The organism is Zobellia russellii (assembly GCF_018728565.1).
GTDB classification, from domain to species: Bacteria; Bacteroidota; Bacteroidia; order Flavobacteriales; family Flavobacteriaceae; genus Zobellia; species Zobellia russellii.
The window spans coordinates 208,673-231,467 of record NZ_JACSOI010000002.1; the positions used below are offsets into that span (position 1 = coordinate 208,673).

At 38.0% G+C, this 22,795-nt stretch carries 34 protein-coding genes; 3 read left to right on the plus strand and 31 right to left on the minus strand.

Annotated features, from left to right (window positions below; genetic code table 11):
- Window positions 1-4 precede the first annotated feature (4 nt).
- From H9565_RS06385 to rpsL, 31 genes are all read right to left on the minus strand, one after another.
- Window positions 5-997 carry a DNA-directed RNA polymerase subunit alpha gene (locus tag H9565_RS06385; RefSeq protein ID WP_215438394.1) on the minus strand — a complete coding sequence of 331 codons (993 nt, stop codon included), beginning with the start codon at window positions 995-997 and terminating at the stop codon, window positions 5-7.
- Window positions 998-1,015: 18 nt separating this feature from the next.
- Window positions 1,016-1,621: a 30S ribosomal protein S4 gene (gene rpsD / locus H9565_RS06390; protein ID WP_215438395.1), complete on the minus strand. Its 606-nt coding sequence runs from the start codon at window positions 1,619-1,621 to the stop codon at window positions 1,016-1,018.
- A gap of 86 nt (window positions 1,622-1,707) precedes the next feature.
- The gene (gene rpsK / locus H9565_RS06395) at window positions 1,708-2,112 is read right to left on the minus strand and encodes a 30S ribosomal protein S11 (RefSeq protein WP_038238201.1); all 405 of its coding nucleotides are present in this window, start codon (window positions 2,110-2,112) and stop codon (window positions 1,708-1,710) included.
- A gap of 13 nt (window positions 2,113-2,125) precedes the next feature.
- The gene (gene rpsM / locus H9565_RS06400; RefSeq protein ID WP_194524636.1) at window positions 2,126-2,500 is read right to left on the minus strand and encodes a 30S ribosomal protein S13; all 375 of its coding nucleotides are present in this window, start codon (window positions 2,498-2,500) and stop codon (window positions 2,126-2,128) included.
- A gap of 2 nt (window positions 2,501-2,502) precedes the next feature.
- Window positions 2,503-2,619, minus strand: a complete 117-nt coding sequence (gene ykgO / locus H9565_RS06405; protein ID WP_013305171.1) for a type B 50S ribosomal protein L36 — start codon at window positions 2,617-2,619, stop codon at window positions 2,503-2,505.
- A 24-nt stretch (window positions 2,620-2,643) separates the two neighbouring features.
- On the minus strand, window positions 2,644-2,859 hold the full coding sequence (gene infA, locus H9565_RS06410; protein WP_013751343.1) for a translation initiation factor IF-1: 216 nt from the start codon (window positions 2,857-2,859) through the stop codon (window positions 2,644-2,646).
- Window positions 2,860-2,861: 2 nt separating this feature from the next.
- Window positions 2,862-4,205 carry a preprotein translocase subunit SecY gene (gene secY / locus H9565_RS06415; RefSeq protein WP_215438396.1) on the minus strand — a complete coding sequence of 448 codons (1,344 nt, stop codon included), beginning with the start codon at window positions 4,203-4,205 and terminating at the stop codon, window positions 2,862-2,864.
- Between the two features lie 12 nt (window positions 4,206-4,217).
- Window positions 4,218-4,670 carry a 50S ribosomal protein L15 gene (rplO, locus tag H9565_RS06420; RefSeq protein ID WP_215438397.1) on the minus strand — a complete coding sequence of 151 codons (453 nt, stop codon included), beginning with the start codon at window positions 4,668-4,670 and terminating at the stop codon, window positions 4,218-4,220.
- 13 nt (window positions 4,671-4,683) lie between these two features.
- Window positions 4,684-4,866: a 50S ribosomal protein L30 gene (gene rpmD / locus H9565_RS06425; RefSeq protein ID WP_215438398.1), complete on the minus strand. Its 183-nt coding sequence runs from the start codon at window positions 4,864-4,866 to the stop codon at window positions 4,684-4,686.
- 11 nt (window positions 4,867-4,877) lie between these two features.
- Window positions 4,878-5,402, minus strand: a complete 525-nt coding sequence (gene rpsE, locus H9565_RS06430; protein WP_215438399.1) for a 30S ribosomal protein S5 — start codon at window positions 5,400-5,402, stop codon at window positions 4,878-4,880.
- Window positions 5,403-5,410: 8 nt separating this feature from the next.
- On the minus strand, window positions 5,411-5,767 hold the full coding sequence (gene rplR / locus H9565_RS06435; RefSeq protein ID WP_215438400.1) for a 50S ribosomal protein L18: 357 nt from the start codon (window positions 5,765-5,767) through the stop codon (window positions 5,411-5,413).
- Window positions 5,768-5,776: 9 nt separating this feature from the next.
- Complete coding sequence (rplF, locus tag H9565_RS06440) at window positions 5,777-6,319, minus strand: 50S ribosomal protein L6 (protein WP_215438401.1); 543 nt, start codon at window positions 6,317-6,319, stop codon at window positions 5,777-5,779.
- 18 nt (window positions 6,320-6,337) lie between these two features.
- Window positions 6,338-6,736, minus strand: coding sequence for a 30S ribosomal protein S8 (rpsH, locus tag H9565_RS06445; RefSeq protein ID WP_215438402.1), 399 nt, complete (start codon window positions 6,734-6,736; stop codon window positions 6,338-6,340).
- A 65-nt stretch (window positions 6,737-6,801) separates the two neighbouring features.
- A complete protein-coding gene (gene rpsN, locus H9565_RS06450; RefSeq protein ID WP_013305180.1) occupies window positions 6,802-7,071 on the minus strand; it encodes a 30S ribosomal protein S14 in 270 nt (89 codons plus the stop codon).
- Between the two features lies 1 nt (window position 7,072).
- Window positions 7,073-7,624 (minus strand): 50S ribosomal protein L5, encoded by a 552-nt coding sequence (gene rplE, locus H9565_RS06455; protein ID WP_215438403.1) that lies wholly within the window; start codon window positions 7,622-7,624, stop codon window positions 7,073-7,075.
- 3 nt (window positions 7,625-7,627) lie between these two features.
- A complete protein-coding gene (rplX, locus tag H9565_RS06460; RefSeq protein ID WP_215438404.1) occupies window positions 7,628-7,942 on the minus strand; it encodes a 50S ribosomal protein L24 in 315 nt (104 codons plus the stop codon).
- Window positions 7,943-7,955: 13 nt separating this feature from the next.
- Window positions 7,956-8,324, minus strand: a complete 369-nt coding sequence (gene rplN / locus H9565_RS06465) for a 50S ribosomal protein L14 (protein ID WP_013993867.1) — start codon at window positions 8,322-8,324, stop codon at window positions 7,956-7,958.
- A gap of 1 nt (window position 8,325) precedes the next feature.
- Entirely contained in the window at window positions 8,326-8,586 is a 261-nt protein-coding gene (rpsQ, locus tag H9565_RS06470; protein ID WP_013993866.1) for a 30S ribosomal protein S17, read from the minus strand.
- A 13-nt stretch (window positions 8,587-8,599) separates the two neighbouring features.
- Window positions 8,600-8,791 (minus strand): 50S ribosomal protein L29, encoded by a 192-nt coding sequence (gene rpmC / locus H9565_RS06475; protein WP_215438405.1) that lies wholly within the window; start codon window positions 8,789-8,791, stop codon window positions 8,600-8,602.
- Window positions 8,792-8,799: 8 nt separating this feature from the next.
- On the minus strand, window positions 8,800-9,231 hold the full coding sequence (rplP, locus tag H9565_RS06480) for a 50S ribosomal protein L16 (RefSeq protein ID WP_215438406.1): 432 nt from the start codon (window positions 9,229-9,231) through the stop codon (window positions 8,800-8,802).
- A gap of 19 nt (window positions 9,232-9,250) precedes the next feature.
- Entirely contained in the window at window positions 9,251-9,973 is a 723-nt protein-coding gene (rpsC, locus tag H9565_RS06485; RefSeq protein WP_038238165.1) for a 30S ribosomal protein S3, read from the minus strand.
- 1 nt (window position 9,974) lies between these two features.
- Window positions 9,975-10,382, minus strand: a complete 408-nt coding sequence (rplV, locus tag H9565_RS06490; protein ID WP_215438407.1) for a 50S ribosomal protein L22 — start codon at window positions 10,380-10,382, stop codon at window positions 9,975-9,977.
- A 3-nt stretch (window positions 10,383-10,385) separates the two neighbouring features.
- Window positions 10,386-10,664, minus strand: coding sequence for a 30S ribosomal protein S19 (rpsS, locus tag H9565_RS06495; protein WP_215438408.1), 279 nt, complete (start codon window positions 10,662-10,664; stop codon window positions 10,386-10,388).
- 13 nt (window positions 10,665-10,677) lie between these two features.
- Window positions 10,678-11,502 carry a 50S ribosomal protein L2 gene (gene rplB, locus H9565_RS06500; protein WP_215438409.1) on the minus strand — a complete coding sequence of 275 codons (825 nt, stop codon included), beginning with the start codon at window positions 11,500-11,502 and terminating at the stop codon, window positions 10,678-10,680.
- A 9-nt stretch (window positions 11,503-11,511) separates the two neighbouring features.
- Window positions 11,512-11,802 (minus strand): 50S ribosomal protein L23, encoded by a 291-nt coding sequence (rplW, locus tag H9565_RS06505; protein ID WP_215438410.1) that lies wholly within the window; start codon window positions 11,800-11,802, stop codon window positions 11,512-11,514.
- Window positions 11,803-11,808: 6 nt separating this feature from the next.
- The gene (rplD, locus tag H9565_RS06510; protein ID WP_215438411.1) at window positions 11,809-12,438 is read right to left on the minus strand and encodes a 50S ribosomal protein L4; all 630 of its coding nucleotides are present in this window, start codon (window positions 12,436-12,438) and stop codon (window positions 11,809-11,811) included.
- Complete coding sequence (gene rplC / locus H9565_RS06515) at window positions 12,438-13,055, minus strand: 50S ribosomal protein L3 (RefSeq protein WP_215438412.1); 618 nt, start codon at window positions 13,053-13,055, stop codon at window positions 12,438-12,440. Before rplC ends, rplD begins: the two co-directional genes overlap by 1 nt.
- Window positions 13,056-13,242: 187 nt before the next feature.
- Entirely contained in the window at window positions 13,243-13,548 is a 306-nt protein-coding gene (rpsJ, locus tag H9565_RS06520) for a 30S ribosomal protein S10 (protein ID WP_007094989.1), read from the minus strand.
- A 12-nt stretch (window positions 13,549-13,560) separates the two neighbouring features.
- Complete coding sequence (gene fusA, locus H9565_RS06525; protein ID WP_215438413.1) at window positions 13,561-15,696, minus strand: elongation factor G; 2,136 nt, start codon at window positions 15,694-15,696, stop codon at window positions 13,561-13,563.
- Between the two features lie 6 nt (window positions 15,697-15,702).
- Window positions 15,703-16,179 carry a 30S ribosomal protein S7 gene (rpsG, locus tag H9565_RS06530; protein ID WP_013993855.1) on the minus strand — a complete coding sequence of 159 codons (477 nt, stop codon included), beginning with the start codon at window positions 16,177-16,179 and terminating at the stop codon, window positions 15,703-15,705.
- A 73-nt stretch (window positions 16,180-16,252) separates the two neighbouring features.
- The gene (rpsL, locus tag H9565_RS06535) at window positions 16,253-16,627 is read right to left on the minus strand and encodes a 30S ribosomal protein S12 (RefSeq protein ID WP_010519393.1); all 375 of its coding nucleotides are present in this window, start codon (window positions 16,625-16,627) and stop codon (window positions 16,253-16,255) included.
- Window positions 16,628-17,276: 649 nt separating this feature from the next.
- Between rpsL and H9565_RS06540 the strand changes: the two genes are divergently transcribed.
- From H9565_RS06540 to H9565_RS06550, 3 genes are all read left to right on the plus strand, one after another.
- A complete protein-coding gene (locus tag H9565_RS06540; protein ID WP_215438414.1) occupies window positions 17,277-20,552 on the plus strand; it encodes a SusC/RagA family TonB-linked outer membrane protein in 3,276 nt (1,091 codons plus the stop codon).
- Window positions 20,553-20,561: 9 nt separating this feature from the next.
- Window positions 20,562-21,983, plus strand: a complete 1,422-nt coding sequence (locus tag H9565_RS06545; RefSeq protein WP_215438415.1) for a SusD/RagB family nutrient-binding outer membrane lipoprotein — start codon at window positions 20,562-20,564, stop codon at window positions 21,981-21,983.
- Between the two features lie 84 nt (window positions 21,984-22,067).
- On the plus strand, window positions 22,068-22,727 hold the full coding sequence (locus tag H9565_RS06550) for a hypothetical protein (protein ID WP_215438416.1): 660 nt from the start codon (window positions 22,068-22,070) through the stop codon (window positions 22,725-22,727).
- Window positions 22,728-22,795: the final 68 nt, after the last annotated feature.

The following is a 22,795-nucleotide window of genomic DNA, read 5'->3' on the forward strand; positions in this document are numbered from 1 at the left end:
TCGATTAATCTTTATCTAATTTATATTTTGAAAGGTCCATCCCGAAGCTAAGCCCCTTATTGATAACCAATTCTTCTAACTCTGTTAATGACTTCTTACCGAAATTTCTAAATTTCATCAAGTCATTTTTATTGAAAGAAACTAAATCTCCTAAAGTATCTACTTCAGCAGCCTTCAAACAATTTAAGGCACGAACGGAAAGATCCATATCTACCAATTTAGTTTTCAACAACTGACGCATGTGAAGTGATTCCTCATCATAAGTCTCTGTTTGGGCAATCTCATCTGCTTCCAAAGTAATACGCTCATCAGAAAACAACATAAAGTGATGAATCAAAACCTTAGCTCCTTCTGTTAAAGCATCTTTAGGATGAATAGAACCATCTGTAACAATTTCGAAAACCAATTTTTCGTAATCTGTCTTTTGCTCTACACGAAAGTTCTCAATACTATATTTTACATTTTTTATAGGAGTAAATATAGAGTCAATAGCAATCGTACCCAAAGCAGCATTGGATTTCTTGTTCTCATCTGCAGGAACATAGCCACGACCTTTGTCTATAACTATTTCCATGTTGATGTTCACTTTAGAATCCATATTACAGATAACCAAATCCGGATTCAACACTTGGTAACCCGAAATAAATTTCTGGAAATCACCAGCAGTCAATTGCTCTTTTCCACTTACGGAAATTGAAACTACTTCTGCTTCAGAATCTTCTATCTGCTTCTTAAAACGAACTTGTTTAAGATTTAATATTATTTCCGTAACATCTTCTACTATGCCAGAAACAACCGAAAATTCATGTTCCACACCATCCATTCTCACAGAGGTAATCGCATGGCCTTCTAATGATGAAAGCAACACTCTTCTTAGTGCGTTCCCTACAGTCAACCCATAACCGGGCTCCAAAGGACGAAATTCGAACTTCCCTTCGAAATCCGAAGAATCGATCATTATTACTTTATCGGGTTTCTGAAAATTAAATAATGCCATATGACTTAGTGTTCTTTATTATTTAGAGTAAAGCTCAACTATTAATTGTTCTTTGATATTCTCTGGAATTTGAAGTCTTTCAGGAACGGTTACAAAAGCACCTTCTTTCTTTTCTGAATTCCAAGTTATCCATTCGTACACTTTACTGTTAGCAGCAAGTGAATCTTGTATGGCCTGTAAAGATTTAGATTTTTCACGTACACCAACAACATCACCTGGCTTTAAAGAATAAGATGGTATGTTCACCAACTCACCATTTACCGTTATATGTCTGTGCGAAACCAATTGTCTTGCTCCTCTTCTTGATGGAGAGATTCCCATACGGAAAACTACATTGTCCAAACGTGACTCACATAATTGAAGTAATACCTCACCGGTAACACCTTCTTTTCTTTTAGCAGTAGCAAAAATGTTTCTAAACTGCTTTTCTAAGATACCGTAGGTATACTTAGCTTTTTGCTTCTCCATTAACTGTACCGCGTACTCAGACTTCTTACCTCTACGTCTTGCGTTACCATGTTGTCCTGGAGGATAATTCTTTTTTTCGAAAGATTTGTCATCTCCGAAAATTGCTTCGCCAAACTTACGGGCGATTTTACTCTTAGGTCCTGTATATCTTGCCATTTTCTTAAATTAAGAAGTGTGATTATGAATTAAGGCTTATCCTTCGATAATCGTAAAAAACACTTCTGTGAAATATTAGTAATTAATTAAACTCTTCTTCTTTTTGGAGGACGACAACCGTTATGCGGCATCGGTGTAACATCAATAATTTCGGTAACTTCTATACCAGAATTATGAACGGCACGAATTGCAGATTCTCTTCCGTTACCAGGTCCTTTAACATAGACCTTTACTTTTCTTAAACCAGCCTCATGAGCAGTTTTAGAACACTCTTCTGCAGCTACCTGCGCAGCATAAGGAGTGTTTTTCTTTGACCCTCTAAAACCCATTTTTCCAGCAGATGACCAAGAAATGACATCTCCTTTTTTATTGGTAAGGGAAATTATAATATTATTAAAAGATGCAGTTACGTGAGCTTCTCCAACCGAGTCAACGATTACTTTACGCTTCTTTGCCGCTTTTGCACCTGATTTTGTAGTTGCCTTTGCCATAATAACCTACTTATTATTTAGTTGCCTTCTTCTTGTTGGCTACCGTTTTTCTTTTTCCTTTTCTCGTCCTAGAGTTATTCTTTGTACGTTGTCCTCTAAGGGGAAGACCTGATCTGTGACGAATACCACGGTAACAACCTATATCCATCAAACGCTTAATATTAAGCTGTGTTTCAGAACGTAACTCACCTTCTATAGTAAAAGAAGAAACCGCATCCCTGATACGACCAATCTCATCATCGTTCCAATCAGACACTTTCGTATCCTCACTTACTTGGGCTATTTCCAAAATCTCTTTAGCCCTACTTCTACCGACACCAAAAATATAGGTCAATGCAATTACGCCCCTCTTCTGTTTTGGTATGTCTACACCTGCAATTCTTGCCATAACTATCCTTGTCTTTGTTTAAATCTAGGATTCTTTTTGTTGATTACGTACAACCTGCCCTTTCTGCGTACAATCTTGCAGTCGGCACTTCTTTTTTTAACTGATGCTCTTACTTTCATCGTTCTTATTCTTCTATCGTATTACTAATATCTATATGTAATTCTGGCCTTGGATAAATCATAAGGACTCATCTCCAATTTCACTTTATCTCCAGGAAGTAACTTAATATAATGCATACGCATCTTTCCTGAAATGTGAGCCGTTACTACATGACCGTTCTCTAACTCTACTCTAAACATTGCGTTTGACAATGCTTCAATTATAGACCCGTCTTGTTCTATTGCTGCTTGTTTAGCCATACTTATGCGACTTTTCTATTTTTCCCAGTTTTCATCAACCCGTCATAATGTCTATTCAGCAAATACGCATTTACTTGTTGTACCGTATCAATTGCCACACCCACCATAATTAAAAGTGATGTACCACCATAGAATAAAGCCCAACCCGCTTGAATATCCATTAATTTAACCACTATAGCAGGTAATACTGCTAAAAGCGCCAAAAATACGGAACCTGGCAATGTAATCAAAGACATTATTTTATCTAAGAAGTCTCCTGTCTCTTTTCCTGGTCTAATTCCAGGTATAAAACCACCACTTCTCTTCAAATCATCTGCCATTTTATTGGTCGGAACTGTAATAGCTGTATAGAAATACGTGAAAATAATTATCAATAAACCGAACAACACGTTGTAAGCTAGACCAAATATATCCTGAAACTGAACTTCCATCCACTGACCCACAGCGGTGTTGTTGAACGTTTTTCCTATTAAACTAGGAGCGAACATTATAGCCTGAGCAAAGATAATAGGCATAACCCCAGAAGCATTCAACTTCAAAGGAATATACTGCCTAGAACCCATTATATTCTTCTCATAACCACCAGAAGCAGTCCTTCTTGCATATTGCACCGGTATCTGACGCGTAGCCATTACCAAAAGTATACTGGCCAAGATCACCAAGAACCAAAGTATAATTTCAATAAGGATAAACATAAGACCACCATTGTTATCTACAGTTCTAGAAATGAATTCTTGAACAAAAGATTGAGGCATAGTGGCAATAATACCGATCATAATCAAAAGCGATATACCATTACCAATACCCTTATCAGTAATCTTCTCTCCCAACCACATTGCAAAAACACAACCGGTTACCAAGATAATAACTGCAGGAACCATGAAATCCAATCCTTTACCTAAAACAAAGGCACTATCTTGAACTCCAAAAGCTTCCAGACCGTATAAATAAGCTGGAGCCTGAACTACACAGATACCAATAGTTAACCAACGAGTAATTTGATTCTTCGTTTTTCTACCACTTTCACCTTCTTTATCCAACTTCTGTAAATAAGGTATAGCAATACTCATAAGCTGAACAACAATAGATGCCGATATATAAGGCATAATACCTAAGGCAAAAATTGATGCATTTGCAAAAGCACCACCAGTAAAAGCATTCAAAAGCCCAAATATACCAGAATCGGTACCTGAGGCTAATTCCGCTAATTGTGTAGAATCAATACCCGGAAGAACAATTTGACAACCAAAACGGTATACCAACAACAAACCAAGGGTTAGCATAATCCTATTCCTTAGCTCGTCTATCTTCCAAATATTGGATATGGTCTCGAAAAATTTCTTCATGGTCAGTTATGCTTATAAATTTATTGCTTCTCCACCAGCCGCTTCAATGGCCGCTTTGGCACTTGCCGTAAATTTATGCGCTGAAACCTTAAGTGAAGCTTTTAACTCTCCACCACCTAATATTTTTACAAGGTCCTTACTTTTGGCCAAACCGTTTTCCACCAACATTTCAAAAGTTACAGCGTCTTTAACCTTTTTGTTATCGACCAACTCTTGTAATTTCTCAATATTGATTCCTTGGTACTCCACTCGGTTTATATTAGTAAAACCAAATTTAGGCACACGTCTTTGTAATGGCATCTGACCACCTTCAAAACCTATTTTCTTAGAGTAACCAGATCTAGACTTAGCACCTTTGTGTCCTCTTGCAGCAGTCCCACCTTTACCAGATCCCTGACCTCTACCTATTCTCTTGCCAGCTCTATTGGTAGAACCATCTGCCGGCTTTAGATTACTTAAATTCATTATAATATGCTATTTAAGCTTCCTCAGTGGAAACCAAATGTTCAACTTTTGCTATCATACCGAGTATATTCGGCGTGGCATCATGCTCTACTACTTGACCAATTTTCTTAAGACCTAAAGCGGACAATGTACGCTTTTGGTTCTGTGGCCTTTTGATGCTGCTCTTTAACTGTTTTACCAGAATTTTCTTTGCCATAATATTTCTACTTATCCTTTAAAAACTTTTTCAAGAGAAACTCCTCTTTGACCAGCTACAGTTCTAGCATCCCTTAGTTGTAAAAGTGCATCAAAAGTAGCTTTAACCACATTATGAGGGTTAGAAGAACCTTGAGACTTAGACAATACATCTTGTACGCCAACTGCTTCCAATACCGCTCTTACGGCACCACCTGCAATAACACCGGTACCATGAGATGCCGGTTGGATATATACACGAGCTCCACCAAATTTCCCTTTTTGTTCATGAGGCAATGTTGCCTTGTTCAAAGGGATACGGATCAAGTTCTTTTTTGCATCTTCAATAGCCTTGGCAATAGCAGTTGCTACTTCTTTAGATTTTCCTAAACCGTGACCAACAACTCCGTTTTCATCACCTACAACAACTATAGCTGAAAAACCAAAAGCTCTACCACCTTTAGTAACTTTGGTAACACGTTGTATGCCTACCAATCTATCTTTAAGTTCCAACCCACCGGGTTTTACGGTCTCTACGTTTTTATATTTCTGGTACATACTACTATTTAAAAATTAAGTCCTGCTTCCCTTGCGCCTTCAGCTAAAGATTTCACTCTTCCGTGGTAAAGGTTACCACCTCTATCAAAAGCAACTTTTTCAATACCTGCTTCTTTACACTTAGCAGCTATAGCCTTGCCAACAAGGTTTGCAATTTCAATTTTAGTACCTTTTTCTTTTGCCAAATCTTTATCTCTAGAAGATACGAAAGCTAATGTAGCCCCTTTTGTATCATCTATAACTTGAGCATAAATTTCTTTATTACTTCTAAAAACGGATAATCTAGGTCTTTCCGCTGTTCCATTGGAAACCTTTCTGATTCTTCTCCGTATTCTCTGTTTTCTTTCGCTTGTTGATAATCCCATGATATACTATTAAGCTGATTTACCTGCTTTTCTTCTTAATTGCTCGCCAACAAACTTAACACCTTTTCCTTTGTAAGGCTCAGGCTTACGGAAGCCTCGTATTTTAGCGGCAATCTGACCCACCAATTGTTTGTCGAAAGATGTCAATTTTACAATTGGATTCTTTCCTTTCTCAGATACAGTTTCAACCTTAACTTCTGGAGCTATGTCTATTACTATATTGTGTGAAAATCCTAAGGCGATATCTAATTTCTGACCTTGATTACTGGCACGGTAACCCACACCTACAAGTTCTAATTCTTTTGTCCAACCTTTAGAAACACCTTCAATCATATTTCTAACCAGCGAACGGTAAAGACCATGCTTTGCCTTATGCTCTTTAGAATCTGACGGTCTAGTTACCCAAACCTGGTTCTCTTCAATTTTTATCTCGACGGCAGAAAACTCTTGAGTAAGCTCACCCAACTTGCCCTTTACGACAACCTCGTTTTCCTTTACCTCAACAGTAACCCCTTCAGGAATAGCTACCGGATTATTACCAATTCTTGACATTTCTTACTATTTATCCTATTAATATACGTAGCAAAGCACCTCGCCACCTACATTCTCATTTTTTGCCTGCTTGCTAGTCATAACCCCATGAGAGGTTGATACTATCGCTATCCCTAAGCCGTTCAAGACTCTTGGTAAGTTTTCAGCTCCTGCATACTTACGTAAACCTGGCTTACTAACTCTTTGTATTTTCTTAATAACAGGCTCCTTTGTTGCCTTGTCATATTTCAAGGCAATCTTAATAGTACCCTGAACTTTATCTTCCTCAAACTTGTAACTTAAAATATAGCCCTGATCGAACAATATTTTAGTCATCTCTTTTTTCACCTTGGAAGAAGGTATCTCTACCACTCTGTGACCAGCTCTGCTGGCGTTTCTAACTCTCGTTAGGTAATCTGCTATAGTATCTGTAACCATCTGTATATAATTCGGTAACGGTTTTCGTTTTCATTAACGAACCTGAAACCAGTTATTCAATAATTCTACCAGCTTGCCTTTTTAACACCTGGTATAAGACCTTGGTTGGCCATTTCTCTGAAGGTAACCCTAGAGATACCAAAAGTTCTCATGTAACCTTTTGGCCTACCTGTTAACTTGCAACGATTGTGCATACGAACAGGTGATGCATTCTTTGGCAACTTTTGCAATGCTTCGTAATCTCCAGCTTCTTTCAAAGCTTTTCTTTTCTCGGCATATTTAGCAACAGTCTTTGCCCTTTTGCGCTCACGGGCTTTCATTGATTCTTTAGCCATACTAGTTCTTTTTAAAAGGTAATCCTAATTCTGTTAATAATGATTTTGCTTCTTTGTCCGTTTCAGCAGAAGTAACAAAGGTAATATCCATTCCGTCAATTCTATTGATTTTATCAATATTGATTTCAGGAAAGATTATTTGCTCCGTTACACCAAGGCTATAATTTCCACGACCATCAAAACCTGTAGCTTTAATACCTTGAAAATCACGAACACGCGGCAATGCACTTGTAATCAAACGATCCAAAAATTCGTACATACGCTCACCACGCAAAGTTACTTTGGCGCCAATAGGCATACCCTTACGCAACTTAAACGCAGCAACATCCTTCTTAGATAGAGTAGCTACAGCTCTTTGACCTGTAATATTGGTCAACTCCTCTACTGCATGATCGATAAGTTTCTTATCTGCAACAGCGGCTCCTACACCTCTACTAACAACTATCTTCTCAAGTTTTGGCACCTGCATTACATTCTTGTAACCAAACTCTTCTTTAAGCGCATCTACTATACGCTCACCATATTCTTTTTTTAACCTCGAAACGTAAGCCATAACTTATATTACTTCATTGGATTTCTTAGAAAACCGGACTTTCTTTCCGTCTCTAACCTCGTACCCTACTCTTGTTGTCTCACCTGATTTTGCATCAATAAGGGCAAGATTGGAAATATGGATAGGAGCTTCTTTTTTAACGATACCACCCTGAGGGTTTTGCGCACTAGGCTTCTGATGCTTAGAAACCATATTAGCACCTTCTACGATGGCTTTGTTCTTTTCAAGATCTACGCTCATTACCTTGCCTTCGGTTCCTTTATGGTCCCCAGCAACGATACGAACCGTATCTCCTGTTTTAATTTTTAACTTTTTCATGCTTGCTATAATATTATAGTACCTCTGGGGCCAATGAAACAATTTTCATGAATTGCTTGTCGCGTAACTCGCGGGCAACCGGACCAAAAACACGGGTTCCTCTCATTTCTCCCGTTGGATTCAACAATACACAAGCATTGTCATCGAAACGAATATATGAACCATCAGGTCTTCTAACTTCTTTCTTTGTTCTAACAACTACCGCCGTAGAAACAGCACCTTTTTTGATACCTCCGTTTGGCGTAGCTTCCTTAACCGTAACAACGATTTTATCTCCGATGCTAGCGTATCTTCTCTTGGTACCACCAAGTACACGAATGGTCAAAACTTCTTTTGCCCCTGTGTTGTCCGCTACCTTTAATCTTGATTCTTGCTGTAACATATTATTTAGCTCTTTCTAAGATTTCTACTAAACGCCAAGTTTTAGTCTTGCTTAACGGGCGTGTCTCCATTATCTTAACGGTATCACCTTCGTTACAATCATTCTTTTCATCATGAGCAACGTATTTTTTCGTCTTCAAAACGAACTTACCGTACATAGGGTGCTTTACTCGCTTTACCTCGGCCACAACAATGGACTTCTCCATTTTGTTACTGGTTACAACCCCTATCCTCTCTTTTCTTAAGTTTCTTTTTTCTTCCATAAAGCCGAACCAGTTATTGGTTTTCCCTATTAGTTAATTCCGTTGCTAATCTAGCTACCGTTCTTCTTGCCTTTCTGATTTGAAGTGGATTCTCAAGAGGCGTAACATAGTGCGCAATTTTAAGATTCGCAGTCTCCTTTTTAAACTCAGCTAGCTTTTGCTTAAGCTCTTCTACAGACAATTCTTTAATTTCTTTGTTTTTCATGGTACAACTTAGATTAAATCTTGATCAACGTAGTCACGTGCCACAATAAATTTTGTCTTAACAGGTAACTTTTGTGCCGCCAACCTCAATGCTTCCTTAGCAACATCCATAGGTACACCAGCAACTTCAAATAAAACTCTTCCAGGCTTAACGACCGCTACAAAATACTCAGGAGCACCTTTACCTTTACCCATACGAACCTCAAGAGGTTTTTTGGTAATAGGCTTGTCTGGAAATATTTTTATCCATAACTGGCCTTGCCTTTTCATATATCTAGTAGCCGCGATACGAGCTGCCTCGATCTGACGTGACGTTATAAATTTTGAATCCAAAGTTTTGATGCCGAACATTCCATTAGACAATTGGAAACCTCTACCCGCATTGCCTTTCATGCGGCCCTTTTGCATCTTACGAAACTTGGTTCTTTTAGGTTGTAACATTGTTTACTTCTTTAAAAAATTACTTTCTACGACGTTGCTTTCTTCCGCCTTCACGTTTATCACCACCTTTTGAAGACTGACCTTTAGTCATACCCACCAACGGAGACAATTCACGCTTGCCGTACACTTCACCTTTCATGATCCAAACCTTGATACCCAATTTACCGTAAGTCGTTTGCGCTTCATGCAAAGCATAATCGATATCTGCACGGAAAGTAGATAATGGAATACGACCATCTTTATAAGACTCTGAACGCGCCATCTCAGCACCGTTCAAACGACCAGAAATCTGAATTTTGATTCCTTCAGCATTCATTCTCATTGCCGCAGCAATAGCCATTTTAATAGCTCTTCTAAAAGAAATTCTGCTCTCAATTTGACGAGCAACACTAGCTGCTACCAAATTTGCATCCAACTCAGGTCTCTTGATCTCATAAATATTGATCTGAACCTCTTTATTGGTGATTTTCTTAAGCTCTTCTTTAAGCTTATCCACCTCTTGACCACCTTTACCGATAATAATACCAGGTCTTGCAGTAGTCACAGTTATTGTAATCAACTTTAAAGTACGCTCTATAATTACTCTAGAAACGCTAGCCTTGGCCAAACGCGCATGAATATATTTACGTATTTTATCGTCTTCAGCTAGTTTATCTCCATAATCGTTTCCACCGTACCAGTTAGATTCCCATCCTCTGATAATTCCTAGACGATTCCCTATCGGATTTGTTTTCTGTCCCATTCTAGCTTTCTATATTATTATTAGACCCCAATACCAATGTAACATGGTTGGAACGTTTTCTAATTCTATGCGCTCTACCCTGTGGAGCCGGACGCAATCTTTTCAACATACTACCACCATCAACACGAATTTCCTTTACAAAAAGATCCGCATCCTCTACACTAGCATCCTCATTCTTAGATTGCCAGTTTGCCAAGGCAGAAAGCAACAATTTCTCTAATTTACGAGAAGCTTCCTTTGGATTAAAACGTAGTATTGCCAATGCTTGCTCTACTTTTACACCTCTAACCAAATCCGCAACCAAGCGCATTTTTCTAGGAGATGTAGGGCAGTTGTTCAATTTAGCGAACGCTATCTGCTTTTTCTCAGCCTTAATTCTTTCGGCCATCTGTTTTTTTCGAACTCCCATAGCTTACTTTTTTCCTTTGTTCTTGGCTCCTGCATGACCTCTAAAAGATCTTGTTGGAGAAAATTCGCCTAATTTATGACCTACCATATTCTCTGTAACGAAAACAGGAACAAACTGCCTTCCGTTGTGCACAGCTATTGTCTGACCTACAAAATCAGGTGTTATCATCGATGCTCTTGACCACGTTTTTATAACGCTCTTCTTTCCAGAAGAAACGCTTTGCTGGATTTTTTTATCCAAACTATAATGAACGTAAGGTCCTTTTTTTAACGATCGTGCCATTGTTTCTTACTTTTTATTTCTTTCTACGTTCTAGAATATACTTATTCGTCTTCTTGGTTCTAGTACGCGTTCTATAACCTTTAGCCGGAATTCCGTTTCTTGATCTTGGATGACCACCAGAAGCCCTACCTTCACCACCACCCATTGGGTGATCAACAGGGTTCATAGCTACAGGTCTAGTTCTAGGTCTTCTACCCAACCATCTACTTCTACCTGCTTTACCAGACACCAATAACTGATGATCGGAGTTTGAAATAGCTCCAATCGTAGCCATACACGTAGACAAAATCAACCTAGTTTCACCTGAAGGCATTTTAACCGTAACGAACTTACCGTCTTTTGCCATTAACTGAGCAAAAGTACCTGCACTTCTAGCCATAACAGCTCCTTGACCAGGTCGTAATTCTATACAAGAAATAATAGTACCTAACGGTATCTCGCTTATTGGCAATGCATTTCCAATTTCAGGAGCAACATTACTACCAGAAGCAACCTCTTGACCTACTTGCAATCCGTTTTGAGCAATGATGTATCTTTTCTCACCATCAGCATACTTCAACAATGCAATAAAAGCCGTTCTGTTTGGATCGTACTGAATTGACTCAACAGTAGCAGCAACATCTTGCTTATCCCTCTTGAAATCAATTACACGATACCTTCTCTTATGCCCACCACCTCTATGGCGAATGGTCATTTTTCCTTGACTGTTTCTTCCTCCCGATTTTTTTAACGGAGCGAGCAAGCTCTTCTCCGGCTTATCAGCAGTAATGGCGTCAAAACCATTTACTACTCTAAAACGCTGTCCGGGGGTTATGGGTTTTAATTTTCTAACTGACATTTCTTGTCTTTATAGATTACTGTAAAAATCAATAGCATCACCTTCAACCACATCAACTATTGCTTTTTTAATTGCATTAGTCTTACCATGCTGTACTCCAGTCTTGGTGAAACGCGTTTTTCTAGACGGACCATAATTCATGGTACGTACACTCTTAACCGAAACACCGTAAGTTGCCTCTACCGCGTCTTTAATCTGAATCTTGTTGGCCCTTGGATCAACTATGAAACCATAACGATTGTACAACTCGCTCTCGGCGGTCATTTTTTCCGTTATTATTGGTTTTATCAACACACTCATGGCTTTCTATTTTGTTAAGTTTGACTCCAATCCTTCTAAAGCACCCTCAAGCAATACGATACTGTTTGCATTAAGAATTTTATAAGTGCTTATTTCTGAGGAAGTTACAACTTCGGAACCTTTCAAATTTCGCGAAGACAAATATACGCTATTATTTGAATCACCCAAGACAAACAACGATTTTTTGTTTTCAAGCCCTAAAGACTTCAAAACACCTTTAAAATCCTTAGTCTTTGGCGTATCAAAATTAAAGTCTTCAACAACTAAAATTGCTTGCTCCTTAGACTTAATACTCAAAGCAGATTTACGAGCCAAACGCTTAACGTTTTTGTTCAACTTTTGCCCGTAATCCTTTGGTCTTGGTCCAAAAATTCTACCACCACCTCTAAAAATAGGAGATTTAATACTACCGGCACGCGCTGTACCAGTTCCTTTTTGCTTCTTGATCTTACGAGTACTACCCGCAATTTCCGCACGCTCCTTAGATTTGTGCGTACCTTGTCTCTGGTGTGCCAAGTATTGCTTAACATCCAGATACACGGCGTGATCATTTGGCTCTATTGCAAAAACAGCATCAGAAAGGTCTGCCTTTCTACCTGTTTCTTTTCCTTTGATATCTAAAACTGCTACCTTCATTACTTCTCGATAGTTACGTAAGCATTCTTATGACCTGGAACCGCACCTTTTACAACTAAAAGATTCTTCTCCGGCACTACCTTTAACACTCTAAGGTTCTGAATGGTAACTCTATCACCACCCATTCTTCCGGCCATTTTCATTCCTTTAAAAACTCTAGCAGGATAAGATGCGGCACCAATGGAACCAGGAGCTCTCAAACGGTTATGCTGACCGTGGGTAGCTTGACCTACACCACCAAATCCGTGGCGCTTTACAACACCTTGAAAACCTTTACCCTTAGACGTACCAATAACATCTACAAATTCTCCTTCCACAAATACGTCAACACCTACTGTGTCACCCAATTTGTAACCTTCATCAAAACCTTGAAATTCAACGACTTTTTTCTTAGGAGATGTACCTGCCTTTTTAAAATGACCTGCTTCGGCCTTATTAGCACGCTTATCTGCCTTGTCATCGAAACCAAGTTGAAGAGCACTATACCCATCAACCTCTTCGGTTCTGACTTGGGTAACTACACATGGTCCTGCTTCTATAACAGTACAAGGAATGTTCTTCCCGTTCTCGTCAAAGATGCTGGTCATGCCTACTTTTTTTCCAATTAACCCAGACATACTGATTTTAGATTATGGAATTCAGATTTTCACAAACCCGCCTTCCGTTTATATATACTTATTAAATACTCATTAACTATGGGACAAAAAAACAGGGTCAAAACAATTCAACCCTGATTGTTTTTCTCCGTTTTTCCCTCGCACGCAGCTCGGGACATGTCCCCCATCCTAACCGGACGGGTTATAACTATACTTTTATCTCAACCTCAACACCACTAGGAAGCTCTAACTTCATAAGGGCATCAATAGTTTTTGATGAAGAACTATAGATATCCAACAATCTCTTGTAAGAACTTAGTTGGAATTGCTCTCTAGACTTCTTATTTACGTGCGGTGAACGCAATACCGTAAATATTTTCTTATGCGTTGGTAAAGGAATAGGTCCAGTTACCACAGCTCCGGTAGTTTTTACCGTTTTTACGATTTTTTCAGCAGACTTATCCACCAAATTGTGATCGTAAGATTTTAATTTTATCCTTATTTTCTGGCTCATCTTTCTAAAAAATTAAGCGGTTGTAACACCTTTTGCTGCCTTAATAACCTGTTCTGAAATATTTGATGGAGTCTCAGCATAGTGAGAGAATTCCATTGTAGAGGTTGCCCTACCCGAAGAAAGTGTTCTTAGAGAAGTAACATAACCGAACATTTCCGATAATGGCACCTCGCCTTTAATAACTTTAGCTCCAGCTCTATCGCTCATACTAGAGATAGTTCCTCTTCTACGGTTCAAATCACCAACTATATCACCCATGTTCTCTTCCGGTGTCAACACCTCGATTTTCATGATTGGCTCCATAATTACGGCACCAGCAGCTTTACCAGCAGCTTTATATCCCATTTTTGCTGCAAGCTCAAAAGAAAGTGCATCAGAATCCACAGGGTGGAAAGAACCATCCTTTAAAACAACCTTCATTGAATCCATTTCAAATCCGGCCAATGGACCATTAAGCATTGCAGCTGCAAATCCTTTTTCTACAGAAGGAATAAATTCCTTAGGAATACGACCACCTTTTATCTCATCAACAAACTGCAACCCTTCTCCTTCGAAATCCTCATCTGCAGGACTCATTTCAAATACAATATCACCAAACTTACCACGACCACCAGATTGCTTCTTATAAGTTTCTCTGTGCGCAGCCATTTTAGTAAGCGCCTCTTTGTACTCAACCTGTGGCTCACCTTGGTTTACCTCTACTTTGAACTCACGTTTCAAACGGTCAACAATAATATCCAAGTGAAGCTCACCCATACCAGAAATAATTGTCTGACCTGAAGCCTCATCTGTTTTCACTTGGAATGTAGGATCTTCTTCAGCTAATTTAGCCAAAGCCATACCCAACTTATCTACATCAACCTTAGTTTTTGGCTCAACAGCAATACCAATAACAGGATCAGGAAAGTCCATACTCTCCAATACAATAGGATGCTTTTCAGCAGACATTGTATCACCTGTTTTAATATCCTTAAAACCTACCGCAGCCCCAATATCCCCAGCTTCGATAAAATCGATAGCATTTTGTTTATTGGAATGCATTTGATAAATACGTGAAATACGTTCTTTTTTACCTGAACGATTGTTCAATATATAAGAACCAGCATCCAAACGACCAGAATACGTTCTAAAGAACGCCAATCTACCAACAAATGGATCCGTAGCAATTTTAAAAGCTAAAGCCGCGAAAGGCTCCTTTACACTAGGTTTTCTAGACTCTTCTTGTCCAGTTTCAGGATTTACACCAACAATGGCATCCTTATCCACAGGAGAAGGCAAATATCTACAAACAGCATCCAACAAGAATTGAACACCTTTATTTTTAAATGAAGAACCACAGACCATAGGGATAATAGCCCTATCCATTACAGCAGCTCTTAATGCAGCATGAACTTCCTCTTCCGTGATAGAATCCTCATCTTCAAAGAATTTTTCCATCAACTCCTCATCATACTCCGCAACCGCTTCGATCAAGGCAGCTCTATACTCCTTAACCTCAGCTTTCATTTCCTCTGGAATATCAACAACATCAAAAGTTGACCCAAAACCTTCTTCGTGCCAAACTATTGCTCTGTTTTTAGCCAAATCAACAATACCTCTAAAGTCAGCTTCATCACCAATAGGCAATACAATTGGAACAGCATTTGACCCTAACATCTCCTTAACCTGCTTACACACGTTCAAAAAGTTAGAACCTTGACGATCCATTTTGTTAACAAAACCAATACGAGGCACTTTATAGTTATCGGCCAACCTCCAGTTAGTCTCAGACTGAGGCTCTACACCATCAACCGCACTAAAAAGAAAAACCAAACCATCCAAAACACGTAGAGAACGGTTAACTTCAACCGTAAAATCAACGTGTCCCGGAGTATCTATTATATTAAAGTGATAATCCTTGGTATCAGGCAACGGTTTTGCGTTTTCCATTGGAAATTTCCATGTACATGTTGTTGCAGCAGAAGTAATGGTAATACCACGCTCTTGCTCCTGCTCCATCCAGTCCATAGTAGCCGCACCATCATGCACCTCACCTATTTTATGACTAACACCTGTATAAAAAAGTATACGCTCAGTTGTTGTTGTCTTACCAGCATCAATATGAGCAGCAATACCTATGTTTCTTGTAAATTTTAAATCTCTTGCCATTTCTGATTAGAATCTAAAGTGTGAAAAAGCTTTATTAGCCTCTGCCATTTTATGCGTATCTACTCTCTTTTTAACCGCTGCACCTTCTTCTTTCGAAGCGGCAAGAACTTCAGCTGCTAATTTTTGTGCCATTCCTTTTTCATTACGCTTTCTAGCGAAGCTAATCAACCATTTCATCGCAGTGGAAATCTTACGATCAGGTCTAATTTGCATTGGAATTTGAAATGTAGCACCACCTACTCTTCTACTTCTAACCTCAACATGAGGCATAACATTTGAAAGGGCATCCTTCCAAAGCTCTAAAGCAGTTTTTTCGTCATCCGTCTTTTTTTCTTCTACGATATCCATTGCATCATAGAAAACACTAAAAGCGATTGACTTTTTACCGTCCCACATCATCATATTAACAAAACGTGTCACCAATTGATCGTTAAATCTTGGATCCGGTAAAAGTGGTCTTTTCTTTGCCTGTCTTTTTCTCATTACTTAATAATTTAGAGTCAGTAGCTTACATTGAAACTCACATCTCAATATTCACCCACAACTCTTTGTTCATTTACTTCTTAGGGCGTTTTGCACCATACTTAGATCTACGCTGAGTTCTTCCTGCAACACCTGCAGTATCCAAAGCACCTCTAACGATGTGATATCTAACACCTGGCAAATCCTTTACCCTTCCGCCCCTTACTAATACTATCGAGTGCTCTTGGAGGTTATGTCCTTCTCCAGGTATGTAAGCGTTTACTTCCTTACCATTGGTCAACCTAACCCTTGCTACTTTTCTCATAGCTGAATTTGGTTTCTTAGGTGTAGTCGTATAAACACGAGTACAAACACCTCTTCTTTGAGGACACGAATCCAAAGCCGCCGATTTACTCTTCTTAGTAATCGTGGACCTTCCTTTTCGTACTAATTGTGAAATTGTTGGCATACTAAATATATATGTATAAATAACCCCTTGTTTAAGGGTCGGCAAATGTAAGACTATTTCGCAGAAATTCAAATAGTTTGGGATTAATTTTCAAGATTTTTATTTCCTCCAATTTTTCATAAAGTTTTAAGACAGTAACCGAAACTATATTCATCTCACAAAAAGCACCATAAAATAAACAGCACACAATTACCAAATTCTGACAATTCAACTATGATAATCATAATACAAAACAAGATAACCATCCATCAATATCAAAGACAGCCACACATATAACAAAGTGTTACCATGGATTTAAAAACAAGCTAAAATAGCAAGCAACCCCTAGAATTCATTTTTTATTAGGATTATTCCTATTAATTTAGTCTTAAATCAATCATATTTTGCCAAAAATCGCTAAATATCGACATAATTGAATAATTCTAATTTTTTTAACACAAACCAACAACCCTTTTCATCAAAGGAACATAAAAATCGTTTTTTCTATAACTTTAACTTAACAAACTGTGTGATTTTACTAAATATATAGACTAAAACTTCATAATATCACACCCAAAAACCTATGCATGCATAATTTAGAGTTAAAAAAAATTGGATTATTAACGTGAAATTATGATTTTTGGCGCTAGCTAATTCAAATAATTATAAAATGAGAGCAAAACAAAAAGGATTGTTAACGCTGTTTTTGGCGTTAATTGTGCAGATTTCATTTGCACAAAACAAATCGATTACCGGTACGGTATCCGACCAAGATGGTCTACCACTGCCGGGAGTTAACATTGTTGTTCAAGGTACAACAAGTGGTACCCAAACAGATTTTGACGGTAACTATGCCATTTCGGCTAGTGAAGGTCAATCATTAGTATTCTCGTATATTGGATACAAAAATGAAACTCGTGCTGTTGGAGCTTCTAGTTCAATTAACGTACAGCTTCAAGAAGATGCTCAAGCTCTTCAGGAAGTTGTTGTTACTGCACTTGGGGTTTCAAGAGAAAAGAAATCTTTAGGTTATGCCTCCCAAGTAGTTGGAGGAGAAGAAGTTTCCACCGTAAAACTAGACAATGTTGTAAACTCACTTTCCGGTAAGGTTAGTGGTGTTCAGATTAAAGCCAACAACAACTTTGGTGGTTCGTCAAACTTTTTAATCAGAGGCTTTAGTTCTTTCACAGGAAACAATCAACCTCTATTCGTGATTGATGGAATTCCTATTTCAAACAGACTTAATAACACTACCTCTCAAGAGGGTGGAAGTACCGGTTATGATTATGGTAATGCTGCCAGTGATATTAATCCCGATGACATTGAATCCATAAACATTTTAAAAGGAGCAAATGCATCTGCAATTTATGGTTCTCGTGGAGCCAACGGTGTTGTGATTGTAACCACTAAAAAGGGTAAACAAGGTAAGCCAAAAATTACTATAACCTCAGGTGTAACTGTAGGTAAAATTGACAAAAATACTTTTATAGAGTACCAAGATAAATACGGCGCGGGCTATGGTCCTTACTATGGTTCAACCGGATATTTTGAAGACATTGATGTTAATGGTGACGGAAATCTTGATTTAGCCGTACCGACTTATGATGATGCATCATATGGCGCTCCTTTAGATGGACAGTCCGTATACCAATGGGATGCGTTTGTTCCTGAGCACCGTAACTATTTACAACCAACTCCTTACGTTGCAGGTGCAACTACTCCAGTAGATTTTTTCGAAACACAATACCAGTTTAACAATTCTGTTGCTATTCAAGGTGGATCTGAGAAAATGACTTATCGTTTAGGTTACACCAATTTTGAGGTAAGTGGTATGCTTCCAAATTCAAATCTTAATAAAAACACTTTTAACTTTAGCGGAACACTTCAGGCATCCGACAGATTAAAAGTTGGGGCTAACACTAATTTCCTAGTTCAAAGAACCGTAGGACGTAACTCCACAGGATACAGTGATAACCTCATGTCCCAATTCAGACAATGGTATCAGGTTAATGCTGACATAGATGACCAAAGAGATATCTTTAATCAAACAGGCCAAAATTATTCATGGAATCATGAAGGCGCACTTGTAACTGATGGAGTACAAGGATCACCTTTGCAACCGCATTACTGGGATAACCCATACTGGACTAGATATAAAAACTATCAGTCAGATGGAAGAACGAGGTTTTATGGTAACCTATTCGCTACTTACTCAATTACTGATTGGCTTGATGTAACAGCTAAAGGTGCTGTGGACACTTACAATGAGTTACGTGAAGAAAGAAGAGCGGTTGGATCGGTCGCCACCCCATTTGGCATATTGAGAGATGACGAGTCTTCAGGATATGATAGAAAAGACATTGACTTTTCAGAATACAATTACGACTTAATGTTTAATGTAAGCACTAACTTAAGTGACAATATTACTTTAGCAGGTGTTGCGGGTATCAATTTAAGAAAAGAGTCTTATAGTTTTTACCATCAATCTACAGCTGGAGGAATTGTTGTACCAGAATTATATGCACTAAGAAATTCTGTTAATGCTGTTCCGAAACCGGTTGAAACTTTAGAAGAGAAAAAGGTTGTAGGCTATTATGCAAACGCTTCTATTGGAATTGGAAACTCTCTATACATTGAACTAACAGATCGATACGATGTCTCTTCTGCACTTCCAGCAGGTAACAATAGTTATAACTATTACGGTGTAAGCTCTAGTTTAGTTTTCTCCAACTATCTTAAATCTGCGAAATGGTTAAACTTTGGAAAAATTAGAGCTGGTTATGCTGAAGTAGGTAACGACTTACCTGCAAACAATGTTTACGATACGTATACAATTATCAACAACTTTGGTAATGCCGTATTAACTTCTTACCCAAGCACTAAACAAAACTCCGAACTTTTACCTGAGAGAACGAAGGAAATTGAAGCTGGTCTAGAGACCAGCATGTTCAACAGAAGGGTTGGGTTTGATTTTACTTTTTACAAAAGAAATACTGAAGATCAATTATTAGACATTTCTCAAACAACTGCTTCTGGATTTTCCAAAAGATGGGTAAATGCAGGAGAAATGGAAAATAAAGGTTTTGAAGTTGGCTTAAACCTTGTTCCAGTAAGGACAGAAGCCTTTGAATGGGGAATTAATGTAAACTGGTCTAAAAACGAGAACAAAGTTATCAGTCTTTTAGGAGACTCTCAGAACTTACAATTACAATCATTTCAAGGCGGTATATCAATTAATGCAACCGTTGGAGAACCATATGGTACGATTAGAGGTAGTGGCTATGTTTTTGATGATAATGGCAACAGGGTAGTAAATGATAGTGGATATTACTTATCACAACCTGATCAAGTTTTAGGAAATGTAAATCCAGATTGGACTGGTGGTATTTCTAACACTTTTAGATACAAAAACTTATCTTTAAGCTTCTTAATAGATATTCAAAAAGGTGGTGAAGTTTTCTCTCTTGACAACTATTACGGTGGTGGAACTGGTCTTGCCGTACATACCGCAGGTCTAAATGATTTAGGCAATCCGCTTAGAGACCCAGTAACTGATGGTCCGGATAGTGGAGGTGTTTTGTTAGAAGGTGTTACAGAGTCTGGAGAAGTTAATACTACAAGAGCGGATGCTACTACTTACGGTGGGGTTTTCTATTGGGGAAATGCGTCCAGAAATCCAGCAGCTATACACGTTTATGGAGCTGATTACGTAAAATTAAGAGAACTGTCGCTTAGCTATAAGTTACCAGTTAAAAAATGGTTTGGAGACAACTTGTTCTCTGCAGCAAATGTTTCACTTGTTGGACGTAACCTTTGGATAATTGATAAAAAAGTTCCTTATGCTGATCCAGAATCTGGTTTAGGAGCAGGGAACGTTCAAGGTTATTTATCCGGTTCTTACCCTACTTTAAAGACCGTTGGATTTAACTTAAACCTAGAATTTTAAAAAAAAAACATGAAAAAATATTTAATAACAGCGATAAGCGCAGTTTTCCTATTCTCATGTGAGGTTAGTGAAGACTTAAATAGAGATCAAAAGAACCCAACGGTGGTTCCGGGAAGCAGTCTCTTTACCAATGCGGCCCGTAATCTATTCGATTTAATGAACGACCCTAGCTCAAATAGCCATGTTACACGGTTATATGCGCAATACTGGGCCCAAACCACTTATCCTGATGAAAGTCAATACAATCAGGTAACAAGAAACAACAGTGGAGATATTTGGAATACATTATATAGAGACGTGCTTCAAGATTTAAGAGGAGCAAGAGAAGTACTTATTGAAGAAGAAGCTTCCAATTTGCAGAATAAACTGGCTATAATAGACATGCTAGAAGTATACTCTTATTCTGTTTTAGTGGATTCATTTGGAGACATCCCTTATAGTGAAGCTGTAGACTTTGAAAATGCAACTCCTACTTTTGATGATGCTGCCACAGTTTATACTAGCATCTTAGAAACTTTAGATTCGGCCATAGCATCCATGAACGGAGGAACCGGTTTTTCTTCCATTCAAGACCCCATTTACAATGGAGACATGACTAAATGGAAAAAAGCGGCCCTCTCACTAAAACTAAGATTAGCTATGAGATTAGCAGATGTAAATCCAGCTCTTTCTCAACAAAAAGCAGAAGAAGCCGCTAGCCAAGCACTTATTGTAGAAAATAGCGATAATTTTGGTATTCAATATTTAGGTTCCGCACCAAATACTCATCCATTATGGGTAACATTAGTCCAAAGCGGTAGATCCGACTTTGTGGGTGCAGATACTTTTATTGACGTTCTAAATGATTTGGAAGATCCAAGAAGAGCTTACTATTTCGATGAATTGAATGGTGAGTATGTCGGAGGTGTTTATGGTAGTGCCAACTCGCCAGCCAGCTCATCTAACATAGACAATATGTTGAAACAGCCAGATTTACTCGGAACTATTATTTCATCTTCCGAGGTACATTTTCTATTAGCTGAAGCAGCAGCTAGGGGTTACGCAGTAGGAGGCACCGCAGAATCTTTCTATGAAAGCGGAATCTCCCAATCTTTTATGGAATGGGGAGCAACTCAAGAAGAACTTGATACTTATTTAGCTTTGCCAAATGTATCCTATGCAACTGCCGATGGAGATTGGGATAAAAAAATAGCTACCCAAAAATGGATTGCTTTGTATAACAACCCTTACGAAGGTTGGACTACATGGAGGATTTTTGACCAAGAAGCTATTACCCTAAAAGCTCCTGAAGGTATGACAGAGGCAGATATACCTGTAAGATATATTTACCCTTTATCTGAAGCTACTTTGAATGGTGAAAAACTAGCTGCCGCTGCCGATGCAATTGGTGGGGACAGTGCTTCAACTAAAGTCTTTTGGGATGTTAACTAGAATAATCTAACAAGTACCTATTAAAGGCTAGCAATTTTATTGCTAGCCTTTTTATGTTTTAATAATACTATAAAATTAATTTTTATGACCAAATCACTAATTATTTTGTTTTCATTTATCTGTTTTTACGGAAGCTCTCAAAATAGAAACGGCCCTCAAAACAGCATGTTTGCTAATAATCTTGATTTTTTTGCGTTGCAAAAGGTAGATGATGTCTATTTCAATTCCAATAATAATAATGTATCGGGCTCACCGTATTTATTCAATGATTGGAAAAAAGTAAGAATAGAAGCCAAATTCAAACAAAATTTTACTTATTCAATTTTAGCAAATTATAATATTTCTACTGATAATTTTATCATTAAACTTGAAGACCAAGAATATATTTTAAACCCAGAATCTGTAATATCAATTAAATTTGACAATAGGACTTTCAAAGTGAATACTTCATTTGACAAAAATTATCACGAGGTACTGGCAGATGGAAGTTCAATTGATTTAATTAGACTATTTAAAGTGACAACTCTAGAATCGCCTACCCAAACGCTCGGTTTAGTTGAGACAAAAATTAAATTAAAATCTGACGAATTTTTAGTAGACAGCACCAATCAAATAACTAAGTTGCCCAAGTCTAAAAATAAAATTTACGAATCTCTAAAAATCGACAAAAAAAATCGAGCTAAGTACAAACAATACAATGTTAAAAATCTTAATGAATTATCTAAGTTAATTTCGGAAATCTAATCATAAAAAGCCACCTCACAGGTGGCTTTTTTATTTAAAACTCCTTAATACAAACCACTTACAGGTTT